The organism is Chakrabartyella piscis (assembly GCA_030067835.1).
Lineage (GTDB): Bacteria > Bacillota > Clostridia > Lachnospirales > Anaerotignaceae > Chakrabartyella > Chakrabartyella piscis.
In genome coordinates, this window is record CP092441.1 from 3,349,164 (window position 1) to 3,374,944 (window position 25,781).

20 protein-coding genes are annotated in these 25,781 nt (G+C 40.5%); 3 read left to right on the plus strand and 17 right to left on the minus strand.

From position 1 onward, the window contains the following. Positions 1-992 precede the first annotated feature (992 nt). Complete coding sequence (gene ppdK / locus MJY40_RS15240) at positions 993-3,635, minus strand: pyruvate, phosphate dikinase (protein WP_317855031.1); 2,643 nt, start codon at positions 3,633-3,635, stop codon at positions 993-995. 871 nt (positions 3,636-4,506) lie between these two features. Between ppdK and MJY40_RS15245 the strand changes: the two genes are divergently transcribed. Continuing rightward, on the plus strand, positions 4,507-5,853 hold the full coding sequence (locus tag MJY40_RS15245) for a transglutaminase domain-containing protein (protein WP_317855032.1): 1,347 nt from the start codon (positions 4,507-4,509) through the stop codon (positions 5,851-5,853). A 347-nt stretch (positions 5,854-6,200) separates the two neighbouring features. Next, entirely contained in the window at positions 6,201-7,664 is a 1,464-nt protein-coding gene (locus tag MJY40_RS15250) for a leucine-rich repeat domain-containing protein (protein WP_317855033.1), read from the plus strand. 317 nt (positions 7,665-7,981) lie between these two features. Here the strand turns inward: MJY40_RS15250 and MJY40_RS15255 are convergent, their stop codons facing one another. The 4 genes from MJY40_RS15255 to MJY40_RS15270 form a co-directional block, all read right to left on the minus strand. Then, a complete protein-coding gene (locus tag MJY40_RS15255) occupies positions 7,982-9,370 on the minus strand; it encodes a glycine--tRNA ligase (RefSeq protein WP_317855034.1) in 1,389 nt (462 codons plus the stop codon). A 79-nt stretch (positions 9,371-9,449) separates the two neighbouring features. Then, entirely contained in the window at positions 9,450-9,602 is a 153-nt protein-coding gene (locus MJY40_RS15260) for a hypothetical protein (RefSeq protein ID WP_317855035.1), read from the minus strand. A gap of 484 nt (positions 9,603-10,086) precedes the next feature. Continuing rightward, a complete protein-coding gene (locus MJY40_RS15265) occupies positions 10,087-10,812 on the minus strand; it encodes a copper amine oxidase N-terminal domain-containing protein (RefSeq protein WP_317855036.1) in 726 nt (241 codons plus the stop codon). A 264-nt stretch (positions 10,813-11,076) separates the two neighbouring features. Beyond that, positions 11,077-11,289 carry a helix-turn-helix domain-containing protein gene (locus MJY40_RS15270; RefSeq protein WP_317855037.1) on the minus strand — a complete coding sequence of 71 codons (213 nt, stop codon included), beginning with the start codon at positions 11,287-11,289 and terminating at the stop codon, positions 11,077-11,079. A 177-nt stretch (positions 11,290-11,466) separates the two neighbouring features. On the opposite strand from MJY40_RS15270, the gene MJY40_RS15275 reads away from it, so the two are divergent. Beyond that, positions 11,467-11,754, plus strand: a complete 288-nt coding sequence (locus MJY40_RS15275) for a DUF6809 family protein (protein WP_317855038.1) — start codon at positions 11,467-11,469, stop codon at positions 11,752-11,754. A gap of 98 nt (positions 11,755-11,852) precedes the next feature. Here the strand turns inward: MJY40_RS15275 and recO are convergent, their stop codons facing one another. The 12 genes from recO to MJY40_RS15335 form a co-directional block, all read right to left on the minus strand. Beyond that, positions 11,853-12,581 carry a DNA repair protein RecO gene (gene recO, locus MJY40_RS15280; RefSeq protein ID WP_317855039.1) on the minus strand — a complete coding sequence of 243 codons (729 nt, stop codon included), beginning with the start codon at positions 12,579-12,581 and terminating at the stop codon, positions 11,853-11,855. Between the two features lie 408 nt (positions 12,582-12,989). Then, positions 12,990-13,382, minus strand: coding sequence for a cytidine deaminase (gene cdd, locus MJY40_RS15285; protein WP_317855040.1), 393 nt, complete (start codon positions 13,380-13,382; stop codon positions 12,990-12,992). A gap of 417 nt (positions 13,383-13,799) precedes the next feature. Next, on the minus strand, positions 13,800-14,702 hold the full coding sequence (era, locus tag MJY40_RS15290; protein WP_317855041.1) for a GTPase Era: 903 nt from the start codon (positions 14,700-14,702) through the stop codon (positions 13,800-13,802). A 247-nt stretch (positions 14,703-14,949) separates the two neighbouring features. Further along, the gene (locus tag MJY40_RS15295; protein ID WP_317855042.1) at positions 14,950-15,426 is read right to left on the minus strand and encodes a hypothetical protein; all 477 of its coding nucleotides are present in this window, start codon (positions 15,424-15,426) and stop codon (positions 14,950-14,952) included. A 343-nt stretch (positions 15,427-15,769) separates the two neighbouring features. Next, on the minus strand, positions 15,770-16,237 hold the full coding sequence (gene ybeY / locus MJY40_RS15300; protein WP_317855043.1) for an rRNA maturation RNase YbeY: 468 nt from the start codon (positions 16,235-16,237) through the stop codon (positions 15,770-15,772). Continuing rightward, positions 16,221-18,497, minus strand: a complete 2,277-nt coding sequence (locus MJY40_RS15305) for an HD family phosphohydrolase (protein WP_317855044.1) — start codon at positions 18,495-18,497, stop codon at positions 16,221-16,223. Before MJY40_RS15305 ends, ybeY begins: the two co-directional genes overlap by 17 nt. Continuing rightward, the gene (locus MJY40_RS15310) at positions 18,454-19,515 is read right to left on the minus strand and encodes a PhoH family protein (protein WP_317855045.1); all 1,062 of its coding nucleotides are present in this window, start codon (positions 19,513-19,515) and stop codon (positions 18,454-18,456) included. The genes MJY40_RS15305 and MJY40_RS15310 overlap by 44 nt, the downstream gene beginning before the upstream one ends. Next, positions 19,478-20,725, minus strand: coding sequence for a sporulation protein YqfD (locus MJY40_RS15315; RefSeq protein WP_317855046.1), 1,248 nt, complete (start codon positions 20,723-20,725; stop codon positions 19,478-19,480). Before MJY40_RS15315 ends, MJY40_RS15310 begins: the two co-directional genes overlap by 38 nt. 258 nt (positions 20,726-20,983) lie before the next feature. Further along, complete coding sequence (yqfC, locus tag MJY40_RS15320; RefSeq protein WP_317855047.1) at positions 20,984-21,247, minus strand: sporulation protein YqfC; 264 nt, start codon at positions 21,245-21,247, stop codon at positions 20,984-20,986. A gap of 848 nt (positions 21,248-22,095) precedes the next feature. Continuing rightward, complete coding sequence (locus tag MJY40_RS15325) at positions 22,096-22,890, minus strand: ABC transporter ATP-binding protein (RefSeq protein ID WP_317855048.1); 795 nt, start codon at positions 22,888-22,890, stop codon at positions 22,096-22,098. Beyond that, a complete protein-coding gene (locus tag MJY40_RS15330) occupies positions 22,883-23,782 on the minus strand; it encodes an ABC transporter permease (RefSeq protein WP_317855049.1) in 900 nt (299 codons plus the stop codon). Before MJY40_RS15330 ends, MJY40_RS15325 begins: the two co-directional genes overlap by 8 nt. Positions 23,783-24,259: 477 nt before the next feature. Then, positions 24,260-25,276, minus strand: coding sequence for an ABC transporter substrate-binding protein (locus MJY40_RS15335; RefSeq protein ID WP_317855050.1), 1,017 nt, complete (start codon positions 25,274-25,276; stop codon positions 24,260-24,262). Between the last annotated feature and the right edge of the window lie 505 nt (positions 25,277-25,781).

The window sequence follows — 25,781 nt, forward strand, 5'->3', positions numbered from 1 at the left end:
TGATTCGTGAATCAACCCTACAAGTGCCAATACTCTGTCATTCCAAGGTACGAGGATTCTTGGGTTTGGGTATCAAATCGCAAACTACCCCACTTTCACTAAACTCTATTATACCTTAAATTCACTATATTTATCAATACCCATTTGTTTCTAATTGACAATCTTAAGTTTTTTCTCTATAATAGTCATTGTACTTTTCATTTTTCGACAATTGTTTCAAATAAACTGGCGGTTGTTGGAGTATTTTTTTGAATTTTGACTGGGGAAACTGACTACGTCTTGTATGTGGCTGGTTTTTTTATGAGAAAAGAGAGGGGATATTGCAACAAACAAAGGAATAGGCGAATTCTGTTTGTATATGGAAAACCGATTTATCGGTACACACCCATTTTTTCCATATATAAAGAGCGACATCAAAAATTGAAATTTGAGAAGAACAGGTTATCGTAGATAACAACAGGGCGTAGAGCAATCTGCGTCCTCTTTTATTTACCAAAAAGCGGAGAAAGTAAATCGTAGTTCAGAAGAAATCATTGCTCGCAAATGATTTGTTTTGGAGTGCGATTTTTATTTGCGTAGCAAATATATCCAAGTACTCGCAGAGTACTGGATGTTCTCCGCTTTTCCACAACTCTTATAGCGGAGAAAGTAAATCGTAGTTCAGAAGAAATCATTGCTCGCAAATGATTTGTTTTGGAGTGCTTGGATGTTCTCCGTTTTTATTGCAAAAATAAAGCAATACAATGATGGGGTTTGGTTTGGTGTTAAGATTCCTCATTGCATTCGGAATGACAGCACACAGGAATTTGTCATGCAGAGGAACAACGTGACGAAGCATCTTGGTTTTGCTATGCTTTACGGTCGCACACATAGGTGCGCCCCTATAATGTAGTGATTCATTTAATTTACAACAAATCAAGCTATTCACTATTCATTCTTCACTGCATCAAAAAAGCCCATGGATTTCTCCATGGGCTCTCTTATTATGCTGATTAGTGTTTTCTTGTTTCTCTTGGATCTGTGAGTTGTGCTTGTGCAGCAGCCAATCTTGCAATTGGTACACGGTATGGAGAGCAAGAAACGTAGTCCAAACCAATGATATGGCAGAATTCTACGGAAGAAGGATCGCCACCGTGTTCACCACAGATACCCAAGTGGATATCAGAACGTACTGGCAATGCTTTTTCAACAGCCATTTGCATCAAAGCGCCAACGCCTGTTCTATCCAAACGAGCTGTAGGGTCTACTTCGTAGATGTTTGCATCGATGTAATCGGACAAAATTCTACCAGCATCGTCACGGCTCAAGCCAAATGTCATTTGTGTCAAGTCATTTGTACCGAAGGAGAAGAATTCAGCTTCTGTAGCAACTTGATCCGCTGTCAAAGCAGCTCTAGGAATTTCAATCATTGTACCAACAAGGAATTTCAATTCTTTGCCTTTTGCAGCCATAACTTCTTTCGCTGTTTCAACAACGATGTTTTTCACGAATCTAAGTTCTTTCACTTCGCCTACCAATGGAACCATGATTTCAGGTACGATTTCGATACCTTTTTCGATGGAAACTTCAACAGCAGCTTCAATGATAGCTTTTGCTTGCATTTTTGCGATTTCTGGATAGCTTACAGCCAAACGACAACCACGGTGACCCATCATAGGGTTAAGTTCGTGCAAGGAAGTTGCTTTTACTTTCAATTCTTCAACAGTTTTGCCTGTTTCAGCAGCCAAAGCTTCGAATTCTTCATCTGTATGAGGCATGAATTCGTGAAGTGGTGGATCCAACAAACGAATTGTAACTGGTCTTTCAAGCATTGCTTCGTAGATACCTTTGAAGTCTTGTTTTTGGAATGGTTCGATACCAGCCAAAGCAACTTCTCTTTCTTCTACTGTTTCAGCAAGAATCATTTTTCTGAATTTCATGATTCTGTCGCCTTCGAAGAACATATGCTCTGTTCTTGTGAGGCCAATACCTTCCGCACCAAAGTCGATAGCAACCCTAGCATCGTGAGGTGTGTCAGCATTTGTTCTAACTTTAAGGCTTCTGATTTCGTCAGCCCAAGCCATGAATGTACCAAAATCGCCAGAGATTTCAGGATCTACTGTATGAATGTCTTCGCCGTAGATTTTACCTGTGGAACCATCCAAGGAGATGTAATCGCCTTCTGCGAATGTGTGACCAGCCAATGTGAATGTTTTTTCTTCTTCATTCATTTTGATTTCTTCACAACCAGATACACAGCAAGTACCCATACCACGAGCTACTACAGCAGCGTGAGATGTCATACCACCACGAACTGTCAAGATACCTTGAGCAGCAGCCATACCTTCGATGTCTTCTGGAGATGTTTCCAAACGAACCAAGATACATCTTTCGCCAGCTTCAGCAACAGCTTTAGCATCTTCAGCAGTAAAGCAAACTTTACCAGCAGCAGCACCAGGAGATGCAGGCAAGCCTTTACCGATGGATTCAGCAGCGTCCAAAGCAGCTTGATCGAATGCAGGGTGCAACAATTGATCCAATTGTCTTGGGTCAACTTTCATAACTGCTTCTTCTTTAGTGATCATGCCTTCTTCTACCAAGTCAACAGCAATTTTGAGGGCAGCAGGAGCTGTTCTTTTACCGTTTCTTGTTTGCAAGAAGTACAATGTGCCTTCTTCAACTGTGAATTCCATGTCTTGCATATCTTTGTAATGGTTTTCCAATTTGTTGGAAAGCATCATGAATTCGTCATAAACTGCAGGCATATCTTCTGCCAATCTAGCAATTGGAAGTGGTGTACGAACACCAGCAACAACGTCTTCACCTTGTGCGTTGATGAGGTATTCACCGAGCATAGCTTTGTCACCAGTTGCAGCATTTCTTGTGAAAGCAACACCAGTACCAGAGTTGTCACCCATGTTACCAAATACCATCATTTGGATGTTTACTGCTGTACCCCATTCATAAGGAATGTCATTCATTCTTCTATAAACGAATGCACGAGGGTTGTCCCAGCTTCTGAAAACAGCCATTGCGGATTCCAACATTTGTTGTTTTGGTTCTTGAGGGAAATCAACGCCTTGATCTTCTTTGTAAAGAGCTTTGAAGATTTCGGAAACTTCTTTCAATTGTTCGCCGGAAAGTTCTGTATCCACTTCTACGCCAACTTTTTCTTTGTATTCATCGAATTTTCTTTCGAATTTGGATTTGGAAACACCGATAACTACGTCAGAGAACATCATGATGAAACGTCTGTAGGAATCGTATGCAAATCTAGCGTTGCCAGTTTTTTTAGCCAAACCTTCAACGGAGATATCGTTCAAACCAAGGTTCAAAACTGTATCCATCATACCAGGCATGGATGCTCTAGCACCGGAACGTACAGAAACCAAAAGTGGATTTTCTGGATCGCCCAATTTTTTGCCAGCGATTTCTTCCAAGTTAGCAAGTGCTGCGTCGATTTGTGCAATCATATCGTCAGTCAATTTTTTGCCACCTTGGTTGTACTCTGTACAAGCTTCTGTTGTAATTGTGAAACCTTGAGGGATTGGAAGTCCCAACAATGTCATTTCTGCAAGGTTAGCACCTTTACCACCCAAAGTGTTTTTCATGGATGCGTTACCTTCGCTGAACATATAAACATATTTTTTGCTCATGTTCTTTTCCTCCTGTCACTATCGTGTCTAGTATTTTGTTATTTGGGAATTTACCTATTCCTTCGAAAATCCCCTACATTGAAAATTATACCACCCTTTTTCATAAATCACAATGGAAAATATCTTAGAAAACCTTAGTTTTGTTTCGTTTTTGCTGATTTTTCAACCTTTCGTCAATTTTACCATAGGATAGCAAAATGAAATATATTTTACCACTGTTTTCACCAAAACCACATTTTGAGGGTCATTTGTGGGTCAACACATTTTACCATAGACGTTTTACGTCCCACAATGGATTTTCAAGGGTTTTTGTAGCTATTTTATAAAACCCCCTTTCATCACTCGTGATTTCATACGGTTTATACCCATACCAGTTCCTATTTTTTATGAAAAATGTACGAAATTTGATACACCTGATTTTCATAAAATATGACCATGGAAGATATTGTGGTTTTTGGTGTAGAAATCACTAGATACGTAGGGGCGACCTGTGGTCGCCAGTGAATAATGAAGAATTGAAAACCAAGATGCTTCGCCACTGCGAAACGTTCCTCTGCATGACAGAAAAGCAGTTATATAGCAACCAATTCAAAGCAACACATCCCAGTATTGCATTTGTAGGGATAGGGCTTGCCCCTGTCCGTTCTACCAATCAGTCACAGGCGTATTTGACGGACAACCGCAAGGGTTGTCCCTACATTTTGCGTACAACAAATCCACGCTTGGAACGTTCCTATATGTTGAATATGATGAATTTGTGAAAAATCCATGTGTAAACCACTACTTTGACCTTCCTCTTTCTTCCATTTCATGATACACTGGCAGTAGCAACAAAGAACATGTAATTTACAAAATGAAAAGAGGTTTTTTTATGAAGAAAACAAAACAAATAACTGCACTTTGCACTTTATCCTTAACAATGGCACTTGGTTTTGCCACAACTGCAAGTGCTGCAACTGCAACCCTTTCTGCAACCAATTTGCAAGTAGATGGTGAAGCTGTGGCTGTGCAAGCATATATGATTGATGGCAACAACTACATCAAATTGCGTGATTTGGCAACCATGGTCAATGGCACAGAAAACAACTTTGAAGTGACTTGGAACAGCGATTTCAAATCCATTGAATTGCAATCTACAACACCATACACCACAACTGGTTCTGAAATGGCAATGGATGGTTCCCAAACCACAACTGCAACCTTAAGCACATCTCCAATCTATGTGGATGGTGGTCTTGTGGATTTGACTGCTTATAACATCAGTGACAACAACTATTTCAAATTGCGTGATGTGATGGGGTTGTTTGATGTGGCAGTTGGTTACGATAGCACAAGCAACACTGCTACTTTGACAACAGGTGGCACTTTTGATGCTTCTGAAACCCTTGTAGAAGATGTAGAAGAAGAAATTGTAGAAGAAGAAGTGATTGTGGAAGAAGTGGTAGCAAAATCTGCTGCGTACACCTATCCAGCTGTGGCAAAACCATCTAGCACAATGACTTTGTCTTGGGAATATTTTGGCGAAGTCTTCTCCTATTTGGCAGTTTCTGGTGAAGATAGCTTTACCTTTACTGCAACAGGCTATACATATGATGAGTTGAAAGCAGACGAAGCATATATCTCTGCTCGTACTGATGGATATGACTACGCTTTGGGTCAACACATCGATATTTTGAAATTGTACTATGGATACGCTTGGAACTACTCCAGTGGCAATAACACCAATATCACATTGTATTTGACATGTGACAATAGCATTTACAAAGATTTGGATGCTGTTGTGGATGCAAAAGAAGATTTCTTTGATGAAGTGGCAGATTTGATCAATGGTTTCTATGCTTCTGGTGCCATCAACGCAAGTGATAGCGATACAGTGAAAGCTCGTTATATTTACAACTGGATTTGCGATAACACAGTGTATGGTTACAACACTTCCAATCCATATAGCGGTTACACAACTTTGCAAACTGGTGAAGGTGTTTGTATGGGTTATGCTGGTTTGTTGAATGCGATGTATCGTACTGCTGGCATCGAATGTTATGGTGTTGGATGTAGTGCAAACGGTGAAGGTCATACCATCAATATGGCAAAACTAGATGGCACTTGGGTTTATACAGATGCAACCTTTGGCGACACTGGCAACAACTATGATAAATATTTCGCTATGAGCAAAGATACCGTAAATCAAATTTATTCTCTTGACCATAAATGGGCGTAACGAGTGACTAATGACTAATGGTGAATGGTGAAAGACTTTGAAAAGCAAAACGATCATGCAATCGTAGGGGATAGGTTTCCTATCCAGCAACCATAAATTACCACTAACCAAATAGGACAGCACAGCTATCCCCTACAAAACTAGATTCCTCACGTTGTCGAAATGACAAACGGGCGACCACAGGTCGCCCCTACAATATTCCCGAACCTCGCTCGAATCAATTATAAACCACCCATAATAAAAATTTTTAATAATCGGATCCAACGTCGCACGTTGGCAGGGTGTGGGACAGCGTCCCACGATCTTATCTTTTGACCTTAATCTTTATCTTTTAAGGAGGTTTTTTTATGAATAAATTATTGAAATTCGCTTTATTTTGTACTTTGGCATTGACCATGGCAATTGGTTTTGCTACAACTGCAAGTGCTGCAACATCTGGCGACTTCACCTATGAAATCCAAAGTGATGGCACTGCTCAAATCACTGCTTACAACGGTGCTGGTGGTGCAATTACCATTCCTGCAACTGTAGATGGTATCCCTGTTACTTCTGTTGGCAGCTATATCGTCATCAGTCTGGAAGACACCAATGCCGCTTTGAAAAATACTTCTGTGACATCTGTTACATTCCCAGATAGTGTCACTTCCATTGAAGAACGTGCATTTTATTATTGCTTCGGCATCACCAGTGTCAACTTTGGTTCTGGTCTTAAGGAAATTGGCGAGCAAGCCTTCAGACGTTCTCCAATTACATCCTTGAACTTCCCAAGCAGTTTGACAACCATCGGTGGCGGTGCTTTTGACGGATTCAAAGGCACTACAATTGTCATTCCTGATAGCGTAACCACCCTTGGTACTGGTGCTTTTAGTGGCACAACTTTGGAAAGCGTGACTCTTTCCAAAAACATCACCACCATTGAAGCATCTATGTTTGCGTATTGTCCTTTGACCTCTATTGTCATTCCAGAAGGTGTGACCATCATCAAAGATCGAGCATTCTATCACTGTGAAAACTTGGTTTCCATCAGCTTACCTAGCACCGTCGAAACCATATCCAAATCTGCTTTTGAAGGTTGTTATGCTTTGACAGACATCAACTTCCCTGATGGTTTGACACAAATCAAAGAATGTGCTTTCCAAGAATGTGGTGCTTTGACTGCAATTTCTTTGCCTGATTCCATCACACATATTGATAACTACGCATTCCGTTACTGTGGTGGCATGAGTGATGTGTATTATGCTGGTTCTGAATCTCAATGGAACGCAATCTATATGGAGACCAAATGGAACCAAGGTATCGAACAATCCACCATACATTACAATAGCACTGGTGCAACATCTACTCCTGTTGTAGAAACTCCTGTTGTTGTGGAAACACCTGTTGTAACTGCTCCTGTTTCAACTGCAACTGCTACACTTTCTGCAACCAATTTACAAGTAAATGGTACACCTGTTGCGGTACAAGCCTATATGATTGATGGCAACAACTACATCAAACTCCGTGATTTGGCAGCAATGATCAATGGAACTGACAAAAACTTTGCTGTCACTTGGAATGGTGCTCTCAATGCCATTGAATTGCAATCTGGCACAGCTTACACATTGACTGGTAGCGAATTGGCAACTGATGGTGGCGATAATATGACTGCAACCTTGAGTACATCTGATTTGTTTGTGGATGGTAGTCAAGTGGATTTGACTGCTTATAACATTGGTGGTAGCAACTATTTCAAACTCCGTGATGTGATGGAATTGTTTGATGTTGCTGTTGGTTATGATAGTGCAAGCAAAACTGCAACACTGACAACGTAAGAGCAGTGCTGCGTATACCTGTAGGGTTGATTCACGAATCAATCGCAATACTATAAACCAAAGGGAGGGCATGGAAACCCTCCCCTACAACGTATTTGAATTTACAATGTAGGGCGGTGGCTCATTATGTTGCAAGCAACATCACACTACGTGTGACCTCACCTTCTTGTGAGGTAAGCCTTGCTGCCGCAGTTTTACGGACAGCCCCTACAAGAATAACGGATATACTTATTCCAATACGCAAGAATGCCCTATGTATGGATTTCTCCACGCACAGGGCATTTTTTTATATCTTCAATATAAAGTGGTTTGTATCATTAAAACTCCATTTTTTCTTTCAAGTAAGCACCCAGTTCTGCAATTGGCAAACGCACTTGTTCCATGGTGTCACGGTCACGTACAGTAACAGCATTATCTTCCAAAGAATCAAAGTCGAATGTGATACAGAAAGGTGTACCGATTTCATCTTGACGACGATATCTTCTACCGATTGCACCTGCTTCATCATAATCACAGTTGAAGTCTTTTGCAAGCATTGCGTATACTTCTCTAGCTTGTTCACCCAATTTTTTGGACAATGGCAATACTGCTGCTTTGATTGGTGCAATTGCTGGATGGAAATGCAATACAGTACGCATATCGCCTTCACCGATTTCTTCTTCGTCATATGCTTCGCAAAGGAATGCAAGTGTTACACGATCAGCACCCAAAGAAGGTTCAATACAATATGGCAAGTATTTTTCATTTGCTTCTTGGTCGAAGTATGTCATATCTTGACCACTTGTTTCTTGGTGACGACCCAAGTCAAAGTCAGTTCTGGAAGCGATACCCCACAATTCACCCCAACCAAATGGGAACAAGAATTCAATGTCTGTGGTTGCATTGCTGTAGTGGCTGAGCTCTTCTTGTTCGTGATCACGCAAACGAATATTTTCTTCTGCAACACCCAATTTCAACAACCAATCTCTACAGTATGCTCTCCAATAAGAGAACCATTCCAAATCTGTGCCTGGTTTACAGAAGAATTCCAATTCCATTTGTTCGAATTCACGTGTTCTGAAGGTGAAGTTACCAGGTGTGATTTCATTTCTGAAGGATTTACCCACTTGACCGATACCAAATGGCAATTTTTTACGTGCAGTACGTTGTACATTTTTGAAGTTAACAAAGATACCTTGTGCTGTTTCTGGACGCAAGTAAACCACGTTTTTCGCATCTTCAGTCACACCTTGGAAGGTTTTGAACATCAAGTTGAATTGACGGATATCTGTGAAGTTGTGTTTGCCACAAGTTGGGCAGTTGATGCCTTTTTCGTCGATATAGGATTTCATTTGGTCATTGCTCCAAGCGTCAATTGCTTCTTCTGGCAAGCCATTTTCGTGCATATAGTCTTCGATGATTTTATCTGCTCTAAAGCGTTCTTTACATTCTTTACAATCCATCAAAGGATCAGAGAAACCGCCAACGTGACCAGAAGCCACCCAAGTTTGAGGGTTCATCAAGATGGCACAATCGACCCCCACGTTATAAGGGCTTTCTTGGATGAATTTCTTCCACCATGCTTTTTTTACGTTGTTTTTGAGCTCCACACCGATTGGACCGTAATCCCAAGTGTTTGCCAAACCGCCATAGATTTCAGAACCTGGGTAAACGAAACCTCTATTTTTTGCAAGTGCTACTACCTTTTCCATTGTTTTTTCTGTCATAATAAATTCCTCCTTAAGACCTTGGGACGCTGTCCCAACCCCTGCAAGGGGATAATCCCCTTGACCCTATTATTTAAAATTAATATTGATTGTTGTTTGCAATTTGGTTGGTGATGATTTGAAGTTTACATTGCTGGCGAGCACTGCTCGCCCCTACATTACCATACGCTGTTTTTTGACTTTGTAGGGGATAGCTTTGCTGTCCCGTGATTTTCAACTCTTCACCATTCATTCTTAGTTCTTCACTGCATTAAAAAAGCTTCCCTCCCTCGCTATATACTAGCAAGGGACGAAAGCTATGGCAATGCTTCAGGCTCTAATTGCAAAATTTGTATGGATATTTTTTTGTCATATTTGCCAAAAAACGCAGGTGATATCGGAAATATCATCGAGTATTTTTGACGAAGATGACAGGGAAATAAATTACAAAGATTGTGGTTTTGAGTCCTGTAGTGTTGCCTTTATCCTCTTCCGTGGTTCCACCCTTGTTGATTGTCAAAAAAAGACAACCCACTCTTGTCAACCTCCGCTCCAAAGTGCCCTTCTATTCCTTCTGATATCGTTTTTCACCAACCAACGACTCTCTGCAATCCTTCTGGAATATACTCCTCTTTTTCATCACGGTATTCAATTTGTTTTTATGCTATCACTTTCAAGTGGATGTGTCAAGTAAAAAATCCACCACACAAGCTCATGCAGGCACATATCCTTTAGAATCAATCATAGTTGTACATATAATAATTCTTTGGAGTTGTGGTATAGGTTCCAGAAGAATCGTCTTTATTTTTAATCTTAAAGGAAAGATTAATTGACTTGATTTCATCAATGCCCAAGCTTTCCAAGACAGATTTGCTAACTGTAAGGGTATCTGTAAATTGTGCTGTCGGTAAAATGGATGCAGAGAATGACGCAGTTACCAACTTACCATTCACATACATATCCACAAGACTTGCACTATAATTCATGGATGTGCTGTTTGTTATTTTTAGGTTCATTGTATATTTACTGGAGCCTTCTTCAAAAGTGGAACAATAAATTGTGACCCCCTGACCAAAAACAAGATTTTCTTTCATAGATACCGACCATGGTTCTTCTTCAACTTCTTCTTCAATAATTTCTTCTTCGATTTCTTCTTCTTCGACTTCTTCTACCACTTCTTCTTCTGGAGTGGTCAAAACAACAGTTCTGGTGTCATTATCCCAAGATACATCTTTACCAGCAGCTTCTGCCACTGCTCGAATGGGTAAATAAGTAGTGCCATCATAAATAAATGGTTCTTGTTCCATTTCCAGAGTATCACCATCTATGGATACTGTAATATCTTTGAATATTACCGGAATATTCATTTCTCCAACAGTTGCAAAAACCGTAGGCAATGTACCTACCACCAATGCAGTTACCAATGCAGTTGCCACGATATCCTTAATTCTTTGTCTTTTCATTTTGCAAATCCCCCTTTCATCAACACGCCCATTATATCTAATTTTAGTATATCATCATTTGCAGAATATGCAATAAATTATGGGTTTTTTAATCTATTATTTCCCTTTTAAGATAAATGTTGTTCATCCCACAAGAGCGGTCAGACACACAGGTCCGCCCCTACAAGTGGTGATGTATCATAGGGGTGCACCTATGTGTGCACCCAACTGCCTTAATTTCCACAGACACACTTATCTTAAATTGGGAATCAATATATATAGATTTTATACTTTTTTTCCTGTATCACGATAGGTGAAGATACCTTCAAAATCGCAATCCAAGGCATCTGCAATTTGCATCAATTCTTCTTCTGAAAAATTATCCCTACGTAGTTTATTACTCAAATTCCCACCACTGGTTCCCAATTTTTCACTCAATTCTTTGATTGTCATTTTTCTTTCCAAAAGAATCACTCTAATTTTAAAAGCCAAACTCATATTTCCACCACCTTATATGTAGCATTTTACACGAATTCGTTTGAAAATACAATGATTCGTTTGATTTCTTACTTTAAAGTTTATTACTATTTTGTTGACAAATAGCCTTTTAAAGTTTACAATAAAACTATATAGTTTATTTTATTACTTTTTAAGGTTTGATTGGAGTGAAAAAATATGAAAAAATCTATTTTACAAGCGGTATTTGAAGGGGATATTTTACCTTGGGAATTGAAATATAAGAGAGGTACACCTGAAAATATGGAATTATTTCATTTATTGGAAGCAGAGCGTGCTTATTTTGAATCCTCTATGACACCAGAAGACAAAAGTCGATTTGATGCATACCATTCTTTGTATCTGTCTTGTATTGCCGAGGAAAATGACCACGGGCAATACCAAAGTTTTCTATTGGGTATGTGTATGGGGATGGATTTGATGATGGAAAAGAATGTTATGATATGATCACCACAGCCTGTCATTCCGAACAACGTGAGGAATCTTTGGTTTTCGGTCGATTCGTGAATCGCCCCTACAAGTACCATTCATCATTGTTTCTTAGCCTAAAACAGACCTTTGCCAAAATCCCTACTTTTGAGACGCATACCCATATGGACATCCACCATTTCACCTAGCACAAAGTCCAACTGCTCCAAGGATTCTTTGGACAGTTGAAAGCCAAACATTTGTGTGCCATCATGTGTCAAAACATGGGAAATGGCTTTTTGTACTGCTGGCAACACTGGCAAATCGCCACTTTGTTTGTGGAGTGGGCATAACAAAACACCTTCTTTATGGTGATAAAAAAGGCGTATCGAATCGTCACCACAATTGGCACAGCCTTCTGCCAAAAAGCCTGATAATTGCAGATATTTCACCTCAAAAATACGAGATACAAGACTTGGTGGCAGAATATTCTTCTCCAGCATACCCAAGGTGCGTAACGTCAGTTGCAATACTTCATTTTGCTCCAAATCACGTTGGCAAGTATTGCGCAACAGTTCTGTCATATACACCCCTTCTGCCAAGGATTCCATATCCAAGCGAATGTTAAAAAAGCTAGAAATCAAGTCCACCTGTGTCACAGAATAGAAGCCTTTGCCTACATGGACTGTAAAATCACCATAAGCAAACAATTGGGTACCAGCAAGCAACTTACTTTTGGTGTTTTTGGCGCCCTTTGCAGACAGCCAAACAAGACCTTTGTCCTTTGCTAGTAACAAAAGTTGTTTGTTGCTTTCGCCTTTTGCAGTTTCGCTTATGATGATTCCACGTATTTTTTCTACTGACATAGGTACTCCTGAAAAGATAAGGTTAAAGTCAAAAGATAAGATCAAAACCGTGGACTCTGTCCACACCTGCAACCCTTTGAAAAGGCTTGACCTAAACTTTAGTTACGAAAACTACGTTTCCGCCATGATTATTTTATTGGTAATATAAATTAAGGTTTGTGGTGGTTTGAAGTTTACGTTACGGGTGCCCACACAGGGACACCCCTACAAGTGCCATAAAATCCACGTATGTATGGCATCCTGTTGGTTGGTGGTGGTTTGAAGTTTACGTTACATACCACCAAATTCACGTATGGATAACACCCCGTTGGTTGCCTACCAAATTCACGTATACGTTGTAGGGGTTGGCGTCCCTGACAACCCGTTGCTTTTCAAAGTCCTTCACCATTCACCATTAGTCATTAGTCATCACTTAATATCTTCGCCTCTAAAGCCCATTGGCAATAATTCTTTCAATGGCATTTCTTTGATACCCTTTGCATCATCCCACATCAAAACATTGCCTTCTGGCATAAATTCATACAAGAACTGGCGACACAGACCACAAGGTGCACCCCATTCGCCTGAACTGGTTGCAACTGCTATGGTTTTGAAGGATTTACAACCTTCAGAAACGGCTTTCACTGCTGCGGTGCGTTCTGCGCAGATGGTACCGCCATAGGATGCGTTTTCTACATTACAGCCTGTGAAAACCCTACCGTCTTCTGCCAAGATTGCAGCACCTACCAAGAAATGTGAGTATGGTGCATATGCCATATTACGTGCTTCTTTTGCCAAGTCCATCAATTGTGCATTTGTCATGGTAAAAACCTCCTTAAGGTCAAAAGATAAGATCAAAAGAGTAAGACCGTAGGGCTCTGCCCTACAACCCGCAAGGAGATAATCCCCTTGACCCTATTATTTAAAATTTATATTAATTGTGGTTTGCAATTTATTGAGTACAAGATTTTAGGTTGACGGCAAGAGCAAGCCCTTGCCCTACAAGTACATCGAATTGATATATTCATTGTAGGGGGTGGGTTTCCCATACCGTTTTTCCACCAAATTCACGTTTGCATTGTGGTATTGCGGTCGATTCGTGAATCGCCCCTACAAGTACATCAAATTGATATATCCATTTTGTGGGCAAAATATTTTGACCACGGTTTTAAATCGGATCCAACGTCGCACGTTGGTAGGGGTATTGGGGACTAGTCCCCAAGGTCTTTGCCCTTGACCTTACATATTTTTCTTATCATATCCAAAGTTTTTCAAAAGGAAATCGCTATCACGCCAATCTTTCTTCACCTTCACCCAAAGTTGCAAATAGATAGGTGTACCCAAAAGACGTTGCATATCACCACGAGCTTGTGTGCCGATTTTCTTGAGCATAGCCCCTTGTTTGCCAATGATGATACCTTTATGGGAATCCTTTTCGCAATAGATGGTTGCTTCCACATCCACCATATTTTGGTCGGGACGTTTTTTCATGGACATAATTTCCACTGCAATCCCATGGGGGATTTCTTCTTGCAACAAGCGCAAAGCCTTTTCACGAATGATTTCAGATGCGATTTGGCGTTCTGGTTGGTCTGTCACCATATCCCCAGGGAAATATTGAGGTCCTTCTGGCAGACTTTGTTTGATGACTTTCAAAAGTGTATCAGTATTGGTGCCTTTCATTGCAGAAATCGGTACAATCTCTGCAAATGGGAAGCGATTTTTATAGGTTTCCACCACTTGCACCATTTTTTCACGATCCACAGTATCCAATTTATTGATGACCAACACAACTGGTGTTTTCACGTTAGCCAAGCATTCCAAAACAAACTCATCTTTTTCTGTGATACGGTCTGTTGGTTCAATGAGGAACAGCACCAAATCCACATCGCTGAAGGTATTGGTTGCAGATTTCACCATATATTCGCCCAATTTATGTTTTGGTTTATGGATACCCGGTGTATCCAAGAACACACATTGGAAATCGTCTTTTGTCAAGATACTGGTGATTTTGTTTCTTGTGGTTTGTGGTTTATGGCTTGTGATGGCGATTTTTTCACCAATCAAGCAGTTCATCAAAGTGGATTTTCCTACGTTTGGTTTGCCCACCAAAGAAACGAAACCTGAATAAAATTTTTTCATGTATACTCCTTAATTTTAGTTTGCATTACGGGTGAACACATAGGTTCACCCCTACAGTTATTGTGTTGATTATAGGTGGGCATGGAAACCCACCCCTACAGTTTGTTTTGAAATAGCGGTCGATTCGTGAATCGCCCCTACAAGATTCTTCGTCGCTGTGGAACACTCCTCTGAATGACAAAATCAGATGTATACCACTGTTAGCTGTCATTCCGAATGCAATGAGGAATCTTGGTTTTATATGAAATTATTCTGTGGCTGCGTCTACTTCTGCTGTTCTACGAGCCAATTCTTCTTCTTGGAACAATTTGAATGCAGCATCTTGGATTTCCCAATCACGATTCATGTCCATCAAAAGAACATATTGCAACCAACGGTCATTTTTGGTATCGATATCTTCTTGTGTTAAGCCTTTGACTTGGCAAAGTTGATGGTAATATTTCATACCGTGTTCTGCTGTCATATATTCTGTTTCCATGCCAAGCACCACACAAAGTCCATTTGGCAAGCTATAGCGTCTGATGTCGTCGCCACCTTCTGGCATTGTGGTGCCAATGGTTTTGGCGAATTCCATTGCATTTTTTTGATGAGCGAAGTATTCAGATTCCAAAATCTTCACACGATACGCACCCAAGTTTTCTTCCATGTATTGAACCACTTCTTCCATGGTACGTGCATTTGGTTCTAGTTTTACGTCTTTGAATTTTTCTATTAGTGGGTTCATAAGCTCCTCCTATTAAGACCGACAGGGCTCTGCCCCGTCACCCCGCCAGCGTGCGACGCTGGACCCGATTATTTAAGATTGATATTGATGTGGTTTGCAATTTGCTTGGTGTAAGGTTTTAGGTTTGCTGGCGACCACTGGTCGCCCCTACAAGTGCCGATATTTATATGTTCATTATAGGGATGGATTCCATATCCATGCATATATTGGTTGGGTATGGGATATTACGGTCGATTCATGGATCGCTCCTACAAGATTCTTCGCCCCTACAGAATGACAAAATCAGATGTATACCACCGTTGGCTGTCATTCCGAATGCAATGAGGAATCTTGATTTTATCCTTTATCGTCCAATATTTGCAATTTCCAATATTGCATTTTGTTTGGCGAACATTTCTATTTCTTCTTCCTCGGTCATATGGTCATAGCCCAGCAAATGGAACATACTATGTGCTGTGAGAAATGCCATTTCACGCAACATAGAATGTCCATATTCCTCCGCTTGTTCACGTGCTCGTTCCAAAGAAATGATGATATCACCCAGCATCACTTCGTCTTTTTCATTACGTTCCATAACTTCATCTTCTGCAAATGTCAGAAGTGGGAAGCTCAGAACATCCGTTGGTTTATCGATATTACGAAATTGTTTATTGATTTGCTGAATTTCCACATTATCCACAATGGATATGCTGATTTCACATGGTTCTTGGAAGTTTTCATACGCCAAAGCCTCCAAAACCATACGTTCCATTGCCACTGTCCATTCAAGTTCGATTGTATCCTCTACACGAGAATCAATGAGTATCGTCATTTGTTTCCACCTTCGTTTCTTCCGTTGTTTCTGCTACTGTTTCTTGTGTTTCTTCTACGGTTTCTGCTTCTTTTTTCGCTTCTTCCTCTTTTTTGGCTTCTTCTGCTTTTCTAGCTTCTTCTGCCTTTTGTGCCGCTTCCACTTCTTTTTCTGCTTGGATTTTGGCACGTGCTTCTTGTTTCACCTGATCCACTTCTTCTTGTTTTGGATAGCTGACACGTTCATGATACATACCATGGAACACCTTCATAAAAGCAGCTTGAATCACTTGGATTTCGCTCAAAGTCAAGTTGCTATCATCCAATTGTCCATCATCCATTTTATCTTTGATCAAACCTTTCATTGCAACTTCTGCTTCTGCCAAGGTTTTGCCACTGCCAAGCATTGCACGCATAGCCGCTTCCACCACGTCTGCAAGCATGACCACTGCCGATTCTCGACCTTTTGGAATACGCCCCATATAGCGATAGTCCATTTCATCCACGTTTTCAGCACCATATTCTTTCATGGCTTTGAAATAGAAATATTTCACTAGGCTTGTACCGTGATGTTCTTCAATAAAGGCTGAAACTGCTGTTGGCAATTTATATTCCTTAGCCAGTTCCATACCATTTTTTGTATGTCTTGTGATGATATGTGCACTTTCCAATGGGCTCATATCGTCATGTGGGTTATGTCCTGATTGATTTTCTGCAAAGAACATGGGATATTTCAGCTTTCCAACATCGTGATAGTATGCACCCGCTCTTGCCAATGCACCATTGCCACCAATTTCATAAACCGCTGTTTCTGCCAAATTTGCAACCAACAAACAGTGGTGATATGTACCTGGTGCTTCAATCATCAATCGTTTCAACAATTCGTTATTTGGATTGGTCAATTCTGCCAAACGCAAAGGTGTATTGATTTCAAATGTGGTTTCCCAAAATGGTAAGCTACCCATTGCCACAATGACAACCATCATACTGGTGAATGCACCACAAGCCACTTTCACCAAAAGGCTACCATCTATGCTTGTCCCAAAGAACAAATGGAGTGCCAAGGTGGTAATCACAGAAACCATTGCCATTGCCAAGGCAACCGCCATAATATTAGAACGTTTCTTTGTTTTTTGGATGATGATAGCGCCAAAAGCACCCAAAACAAAGGTATAGAGCAATATTTCCAAGTTGCCATAAAACATCAAACAAGCCAGAAATGCAAAGAATCCATTGAGCAAAATTGCCAATCTTCTACCAATGAGCAAGCTGACCAGCACTGCAAATATGGACACTGGAATCAAAGTATAATACGCCACACTTTGCATTGCCCACAGGAACAAAAGACCAATGCTATAGCACACAAACAAAATGCTCATTTCCTTTGGTTCCAAAACGCCACCCTTTGGATGCCATCTAAAGAATAGGAACACTGCGCCAAATGCCAATGCCAACAACATAAATCCACCCACCATCAAATTCAGGTTGGTTTCCAAGCTGCCACTGCCCACTAAGCCCAATGTCACCAATTTTTCATACATTTCTTCTGTGACGATTTCACCTTCACCCAAGACTTTTTGGTTTTTCAGGATTTGTACATCATCAACTTCATTTCTCTTTTCTTCTTTTGCCAATTCCATGGCTTCTTCATCCAACACAAGGTTTGGTTCCATTGCTGCCACCACAATGACATATCCCATATCTTGCAAACTATCAGACCAAGAAGTTTGACTCAAAGCGATGTAAGCAGTGTCTTTGCCTTCTTCCAATTCATCTGCTGAAAGTCCTTCGCTATAAATTTGATGGAGCACATCCACACAATTTTCTCCAAACACAATTTGATTGTATCTGGATAGGGTTTCAAATGCTGCCAAGTGTCTACTTTCCAAGGTTATGGGCAGTGCCAAAGAAATTTCTTGCACCACATCATAAAAAACTTCTTCTTCCTCCAAGGTAAGCAAAGCATTGCGCAAAGATTCAAACACATCATTGACTTGTTGGGTTGTGGTTTGCTCCACCACCGAATCAATTTTGTAGATGGGTCCAACGCTATTGGCTGCTGCTGTTCGAAGCTTTTCTGTAGCCGCTTCGTCAATGGTATCCTCTTGTGCAATGTAGTCTTTGGTGGCAACACTGCCCACTTCCACCGCTTCCAAGTCCGTTTGATATGCACTGCTACAAACCATAATCACCGACACCAAAAATGCCACACCAAGCAAAACCCATTTTTGGTATTCTTTAAAACCGGTTTCGTTTCTCTTTTCCTTTGTCAAATCTGCCACCTGTGTCACTCCTTGCTACTCTATTCGCTCCACGTTTCACTTCTCTTTTCGTATCGCTTTGTTTCTTCTTTTCATGTGTTTCATATGCCATAATGATTCGTTGCACCAAAGGATGACGCACCACATCTTGGTTGGTTAGGGTAATCATACCAATGCCCTCTACACCAGAAAGAATTTTGGTGGATTCCAACAAGCCAGAACGTTTGCCATCACCCAAGTCGATTTGGGTCACATCCCCTGTGATAACTGCTTGGGAACCATATCCAATACGTGTCAAAAACATCTTCATTTGCTCTGGTGTGGTATTTTGTGCTTCATCCAACACAATGAATGCATTGTCCAAGGTTCTACCACGCATATAAGCAAGAGGTGCCACTTCAATTGCACCACGTTCCATATTTTTATGGAAATTGTCAGCACCCATAATTTCATACAACGCATCATACAAAGGTCTTAGGTATGGGTCTACCTTAGATTGCAAATCCCCAGGCAAAAAGCCCAACTTTTCACCAGCTTCAATGGCTGGTCTGGTCAAAATGATACGATTCACTTCGTTATTTTTAAAAGCAGTGATTGCCATTGCCATTGCCAGATAGGTTTTACCTGTACCTGCTGGTCCAACACCAAATACCACTGTATTCTTTTTGATTAAATCCACATATTTCTTTTGTCCAATGGTTTTGGCTTTCAGTGGTCTGCCATTTGCAGTCAAACAAATCAAATCACTGTGGAGTTTTTCCATTTCTTCCAAATCCATATCGTCTGCTGTGGAAATGAGATAATTGAGGCTTTGTTCTGTGATGGGTTCCCCCTTCTTTGCCATGTCTGCCAATGCTTTTAGTACATTCCAAGCACGCATGGTGTTTTTCGTTGCACCAGATACCTTCACATCATCCCCATGATTGACAATTTTTACATTACAAACCATTTCGATTTTACGAATGTTTCCATCAAATTGACCGAATACAGCCAACATAACTTCATTCTCCATTTGCAATGTTTTCTCCATTTGTGCCATTTGCACCAGCATCCCATCCTTTCATCACTGTGGCAGTTTTGCCTGCACCAATTTCCTCTATTGTCACAACAATGGCTTCACCTTTCACAGAATCATCCAATTCTGTATACAAAATGTCCATCATCTCTATTGTACCACGAGTTTGCAATATATTCTCTGCTTTTTTTGTAATTTTTTCATCTATTTTTTTCTTTGCTTCGTCAATGGACCATGTTTTTTCTTCCAAAGTGTAGGAATGATAGGATTCTTTGGCAATTCCAATGGGTAACGAGAAGTCTCCAAGGGATATCCATTTTGTATACACTTCTTGTATGGCAAAGGTTCCCTCCATTTTGGGTTGGAGCAAATCCACTTCTGCATCTCCAAAATACAGAAGGTAATTGTCCTTTTGTAGGTCTGTTTCCCTTTGTTCTATGTAGGTCAAATCCAATTCTTCTGTGTGGTACTGCCAAGTTCTGGCTTGGATGCTGCCTTCTGCATGGACATATTCCACCCACCCATCTTCTCCTTCTAACCCCAGTTGGATTTCTGATGAGATGAGGATATCGCCAGTTTTGACCACATCGCCAATTGCAACCATTGGTGTGCCACGTTCTGCTGTAATTTGTACCACAACCCCATCCTTTGTGGCAACCACATCTGTTGGAATATCCTTGTCAATCAATTCCACTTTTTCTATGGTTTCTGTCAGTTTGATGGTGGCATTGGTGCCTTTTATGCCAACACTGACCCATGAAATATCTGGAAATTCCACAAGCAAAGCCTTTGTAATCTCTTCTGTAGAGATGTTTCTTTTCCAATTGGCAGGTGACAAACCCAATTCTTTGCAATACTCCAAAATATCCTCTTGTGAAATGCGTTCATTGCCTTCTACAGAAACCACCCAAACAAAGGATGATAACACATATAACATGCAAGCAAATACCAAACAGCCAACACCCAAAACTTCACGTCCACGAAACCGATGAAGTAGAGCAGGCAAGCCACCATATTCCACCGATTCCAAATGGCAACCCACACGTTGGATGGCATCTTCCAAGATAGGCAAGTCCTTTTTGGGCAATCGCAAAGAAACACCAACACCCTTCCAAGCCACATCAAAAACGTATACCCCTTTGTAAGAAAGGATGTTCAATAGACGTTCTGTGCCAAAACCTGTGACTTTGATTTTTGCAGATCCAAATAGAAAATACCAAATTGCCAAGAACAAGAAATCACCTCCTGAAGATGATGGTGTGCTGCGGGTGGATATGGAATCCCCCCTACGATGTTGCATCATTTTTTATTGCACTATATATAAAACCAAAAATCTTTTTTCTTTTAGCGTCGCAGACTTTTATCCGCAGACGGAATCGCATTTCGTCGAGGACAAAAGCGATTTCTAGGTGCTTTGTAAAAGCACTTGCACGAGGAAATCGTCTTTTCTACCTATGACCACAACTTGAAATCCTGATTTCAAGTTAACGTATTACATCAAAAATGAAACACTGCCAATGACACCACAAATCACCAACAAATCGCTTGTCAATTGCTTCAAATGCAAATCCCTACCATGTATGACACAATCACCGACTTTGGTGCCAATGCGTATGGTTTCTTCGCTATAGGAAATGATACCCTTATGGTTTTCAATGGTCACTTCTTCTTTGCCCACTATGGTAAATAAAGGTAGATTCAAAACCACTTCTTTGGGCAATTCTAGTTTTTCAATTACATTGCGTCTGACTCCCATGTTGCCACCACCTTTTTTTGTCTATTGATAGGATATGCAATAAAAGAGGTATCCATGAATTGATTTTCTTTTGGACAATAAAAAACACCCTTCCTTTGTGATCAGGAAAGATGTGCTTTACAAATTTGATGGTGTATGCTATATTTTATGTAATAGGATTGCTGTTTTTGACGAGGCAGCCAGTCCAAAAGGGTGTGACCGTCTAACGTTTGTTAGGCGGTCGTTTTATTTCTTGTATCTACACAAGGAAATAATTCCTATAACTACCAAACAGAACGAAAATAATTCTGAGTATGTAACCACAGGCATCACCTCCTTTCACAGGAAGTGACCAACCGCCAAACAGCAATCCATTTCTATAGTATACTATATCCAACAATATTTTACAACAAGCGCCACAATAAAAAACACCCTTCCTTTGTGATTAGGAAAGATGTGCTTTACAAATTTGATGGTGTATGCTATATTTTAGCTAAGTAGGAAACCGCCACAAGTGGTGACCTTCATTTTGTTAAACTACCTGTTCAACTCGGTGAAAAGTTCTATGACAGGTAGTTATTTTTTTGTCTAAATGTAGGGGTTGATGCCCACATCGACCCAAATGCAATATCCAATAACCATAGCAATACAAATAGCCACATAACAAATGTAGGGGTGACCCTATGTGGTCGCCCGCAATGAAAAACCATAGAAACACCTATTGCAAAAACAATCGCCAATTAAAAAAGACAAAGACCCGAAGGATGAGTCTCTGTCTTCGTGGCTTACGCCACTTGAAATGGGATGAGGGAGCAGCTCCCTCTGGGAGAGTGAGGCAGAAGCGCCTCAATTTGATAATAACAATGTCATCAACTGAGCAGCGCTCGGTCACTTGCAAATTCGCTACCGCTTGCCACAGAGAATTTCTGCAACAAATCTTCCACTGTCAGTTTCTTTTTGTCTTCTCCTTCAATATCAAGGATGACTTTACCATTGCCCATCATAATCAAACGATTGCCATGAGCGATGGCATCTTTCATGTTATGTGTGACCATCAAAGCGGTCAAACCATTTTCTGTAATGATTTTTTCTGATAATTCCAATACCTTTGCAGCTGTTTTAGGGTCCAAAGCTGCTGTATGTTCATCCAAAAGCAAGAGTTTTGGTTTTTGGAGTGTTGCCATCAAAAGTGTCAACGCTTGTCTTTGACCACCAGAAAGCAAGCCTACTTTACTACGCATTCTAGTTTCCAAGCCTAAGTCAAGTGTTTTCAAGAGTTCTTTATAGAGTTCACGTTCTTTGGAAGTGATTCCCCAAGACAAACCACGTTTTTTGCCACGTCTATAAGCGATTGCAAGGTTTTCTTCAATTTCCATATCTGTTGCAGTACCCATCATAGGGTCTTGGAACACACGTCCCAAATATTCTGCTCTTTTGTATTCTGGCAAGTTGGTTACATCTACGCCATCGATGATGATTTCCCCAGAATCCACAGCCCAAGCACCAGAAATGGCATTCAGCATAGTGGATTTACCAGCGCCATTACCACCGATGATGGTTACAAAATCCCCTGGTTTCAAAGTCAAATTCAAGCCATCCAAAGCCACTTTTTCATTTGGAGTGCCAATATTGAAGGTTTTTCTAATGTTTTGTAATTTAAGCATTTGATTTACCTCCTCTTTTTTGTTTCATCAAATATTGTCCACGCATATAAGGTACTGCCAAGAAGATGGCTACGATCAATGCACTAACCAGTTTCAAGTCGGTTGTGCTCAAGCCAAGTTGCAATACCACTGCGATGATTACAAAGTAAAGGATAGTACCAAACACAACACCTGTCAAGCGGAATGCAAAATTACGGAAGAATTTACCGAACAAAACTTCGCCAATGATAACGGCTGCCAAACCAATTACGATGGCACCACGACCCATATTGACATCTGCATTGCCTTGGTATTGTGCATAAAAAGCACCTGCGATACCCACCAGACCATTGGAGAGCATCAAGCCAAGAATTTTCATAGAGTTGATATTAATGCCCTGTGCTGCTGACATTTTCTCATTGTTACCAGTTGCACGAATGGCTCTACCTGTTTCAGTACCAAAGAACCAGTACAAAACACCGATGATAATTGCCACAACAATGACAGAAACGATGATTGCATGTGGAATATCACGCAAAGAAAGGAGCAAATTATATTTATCCACGCTGATTGCTTGGTTGGATTTGCCCATAATACGCATATTGACAGAATACAGACCCAATTGGGTTAAAATACCGGATAGAATTGCTGGAATCCCAAACACAACATGGAACACAGCTGTTACAAGACCTGCAACCATACCTGCCAGACCTGCGCAAAGTACTGCAATCACAGGGTTTACACCTGCCAACATCAACATAACTGCAACAGCGCCACCTGTACAAAGGCTACCGTCAACTGTCAAATCTGCATAGTCCAAAACTTTATAAGTGATATAAACACCGATTGCCAAGATGCCCCAAATCAAACCTTGGGCAACTGAGCCTGGCATTGCTTTCATAAATGCTAACATAAGTTCCCTCCTTCTAAGGTCAAAGTCAAAATCAAAAGATAAGATCAAAAGATTAAGACCGTGGACTCTGTCCCAAACCCTGCAAGCGTGCGACGCTTGACCCGATAATAAAAACGTATAATTCCCCATAATCCCAATAGATATCAAATATCTAAATATTTCCCTTTGTACCAATTCCCATTTGGTACTACCTTCGTTCCCATTATTGCATAAATACGGGCGCCCACACAGGGACGCCCCTACAATTACAATTGATGCTTCATGATTTTGCGTTTTTTGTAAGGTAGAGTCTTGATTCTTCTTAGATCACTAAAACCAATTTCTTTTTCTTTTAGCGTCGCAGACTGAAATCCGCAGACAGGATTCACTCCTGTCGAGGACAAAAGCGATTTCTAGGTGCTTTGTAAAAGCACTTGCACGAAGAAATCGTCTTTTTCACCTCTGTCTACAACCAGAAATCCTGATTTCTGGTTATTTTTATTCAATTGGAACCAAACCTTCCAAATCTGTGATACCCAAAGTAGCTGCTGCTTCTGCGTTATATTTTGCTACGATGTTTTCAGATACGAAGCTGATTGGTGTTGTTGCTGGATCAGCGCCATTTACCAATACTTCATAAGCAACTTGACCTGCTTGCAAACCAAGTTCATAGTAGCTGATGCTGAGAGTTGCCAAACCACCAGTACCACACATACCTTCTTCACCAGTGATTACAGGAATACCAGCTGGAAGTGCGATATTTTTGATGATTTCCATGTTACTCGCCATTGTATTATCAGTTGGAATGTAGAAGGAATCACATTCGCTTGCTGCTTTTGTCACAACTGCTTGGATTTCATTGGAGTCAGCTGCTGTGTATTCTACAAATTCCAAACCTGCTTCTGTGATGTATTGTTGTGCCAATTCAGATTGGAAGTAGGAGTTTGGTTCTGCGCTACAGAAGATGATTGCCACTTTTTGTGCATCTGGAACCAATTGCAACAACAAATCGATTTGTTGATCAACAGGAGCCAAGTCAGAAACACCAGTTACGTTGAAACCAGGAGCTGTATTGCTTTCTACAACACCAGCAGTTGCATAATCCGTTACAGAAGTACCAATGATTGGAATGGTACCAGTTGCTGCTGCTGCCGCTTGTACTGCACCAGTTGCATTTGCCATAATCAAATCCACTTCGTCAGAAACGAATTTGGTTGCGATTGTGGTACAGTTTGTGCTTTCACCTTGTGCGTTTTGCAAGTCGAATTCTACAGAATCGCCCAACAATTCCACCAATTTATCTTGGAAACCTTGTGTTGCTGCATCAAGAGCAACGTGTTCCACCAATTGCAAAATACCGATTGTATAAGTTTCGCCTTCTGCGGATGCTTCTTCAGTTGCTTCTGCTGCTGGAGCTGCTGTTTCTTCTGTAGATGCAGAAGAGGAAGAACTTCCACAAGCCGCTAAGCTCAAAACCATTGCACTTGCAAGTGCCATTGCCAAAATCTTTTTCATAATGTATACCCCTCTCATTTCCCATTGTTTGTATTTCGTTTCGTTTCACTTTAGTGCACATATACTTCAACGCATGTATGCTTTACATCAATAAAGTATATTATATCACCAATTTTCAAAACGTCAAGTGTCCATATATAAAAGACATATTTATGCACTATAAACACCCTTGACACCCCTGATTTCTTGTAAATTATGCTAGATATAATGGGTTTTGTTTCCTATTTCACAAGAAAGATGTGATTAATTCTTTGTATTTCAGGAAAAACAATGTGGTTCCATTGCAAATAATACAAATTTCATTTTTTTCAATTTTTTGTAAATTTGTGTGTATTTCCTTGGAAATATGGACTGATTTTAGGAAATGTATGTGTGTTGCGTACATTTATTGGTACAAACAGTTGATTTATTGCGGGATGCCCCGGACGCCATCCCCTACATGGCATTTTGCAATATGTGTCGTGGTTGTATGTATGAAGAAGGTTTGGTTCTGGAAGATGGTATC

What these genes read in the sequence shown, in the direction of transcription:
- MJY40_RS15265 (WP_317855036.1), bottom strand. Translation starts at nt 10,812, where the DNA reads ATGAAAAGACAAAGAATTAAGGATATCGTGGCAACTGCATTGGTAACT.
- cdd (WP_317855040.1), bottom strand. Translation starts at nt 13,382, where the DNA reads ATGACAAATGCACAATTGATGGACTTGGCAAAAGAAGCACGTAATATG.
- recO (WP_317855039.1), bottom strand. Translation starts at nt 12,581, where the DNA reads ATGTCAGTAGAAAAAATACGTGGAATCATCATAAGCGAAACTGCAAAA.
- yqfC (WP_317855047.1), bottom strand. Translation starts at nt 21,247, where the DNA reads ATGGGAGTCAGACGCAATGTAATTGAAAAACTAGAATTGCCCAAAGAA.
- MJY40_RS15270 (WP_317855037.1), bottom strand. Translation starts at nt 11,289, where the DNA reads ATGAGTTTGGCTTTTAAAATTAGAGTGATTCTTTTGGAAAGAAAAATG.
- MJY40_RS15335 (WP_317855050.1), bottom strand. Translation starts at nt 25,276, where the DNA reads ATGAAAAAGATTTTGGCAATGGCACTTGCAAGTGCAATGGTTTTGAGC.
- MJY40_RS15260 (WP_317855035.1), bottom strand. Translation starts at nt 9,602, where the DNA reads ATGAATGGTGAAGAGTTGAAAATCACGGGACAGCAAAGCTATCCCCTA.
- MJY40_RS15295 (WP_317855042.1), bottom strand. Translation starts at nt 15,426, where the DNA reads ATGAACCCACTAATAGAAAAATTCAAAGACGTAAAACTAGAACCAAAT.
- MJY40_RS15275 (WP_317855038.1), top strand. Translation starts at nt 11,467, where the DNA reads ATGAAAAAATCTATTTTACAAGCGGTATTTGAAGGGGATATTTTACCT.
- ybeY (WP_317855043.1), bottom strand. Translation starts at nt 16,237, where the DNA reads ATGACGATACTCATTGATTCTCGTGTAGAGGATACAATCGAACTTGAA.
- MJY40_RS15310 (WP_317855045.1), bottom strand. Translation starts at nt 19,515, where the DNA reads ATGGCACAAATGGAGAAAACATTGCAAATGGAGAATGAAGTTATGTTG.
- ppdK (WP_317855031.1), bottom strand. Translation starts at nt 3,635, where the DNA reads ATGAGCAAAAAATATGTTTATATGTTCAGCGAAGGTAACGCATCCATG.
- MJY40_RS15330 (WP_317855049.1), bottom strand. Translation starts at nt 23,782, where the DNA reads ATGTTAGCATTTATGAAAGCAATGCCAGGCTCAGTTGCCCAAGGTTTG.
- MJY40_RS15325 (WP_317855048.1), bottom strand. Translation starts at nt 22,890, where the DNA reads ATGCTTAAATTACAAAACATTAGAAAAACCTTCAATATTGGCACTCCA.
- MJY40_RS15255 (WP_317855034.1), bottom strand. Translation starts at nt 9,370, where the DNA reads ATGACAGAAAAAACAATGGAAAAGGTAGTAGCACTTGCAAAAAATAGA.
- MJY40_RS15250 (WP_317855033.1), top strand. Translation starts at nt 6,201, where the DNA reads ATGAATAAATTATTGAAATTCGCTTTATTTTGTACTTTGGCATTGACC.
- era (WP_317855041.1), bottom strand. Translation starts at nt 14,702, where the DNA reads ATGAAAAAATTTTATTCAGGTTTCGTTTCTTTGGTGGGCAAACCAAAC.
- MJY40_RS15245 (WP_317855032.1), top strand. Translation starts at nt 4,507, where the DNA reads ATGAAGAAAACAAAACAAATAACTGCACTTTGCACTTTATCCTTAACA.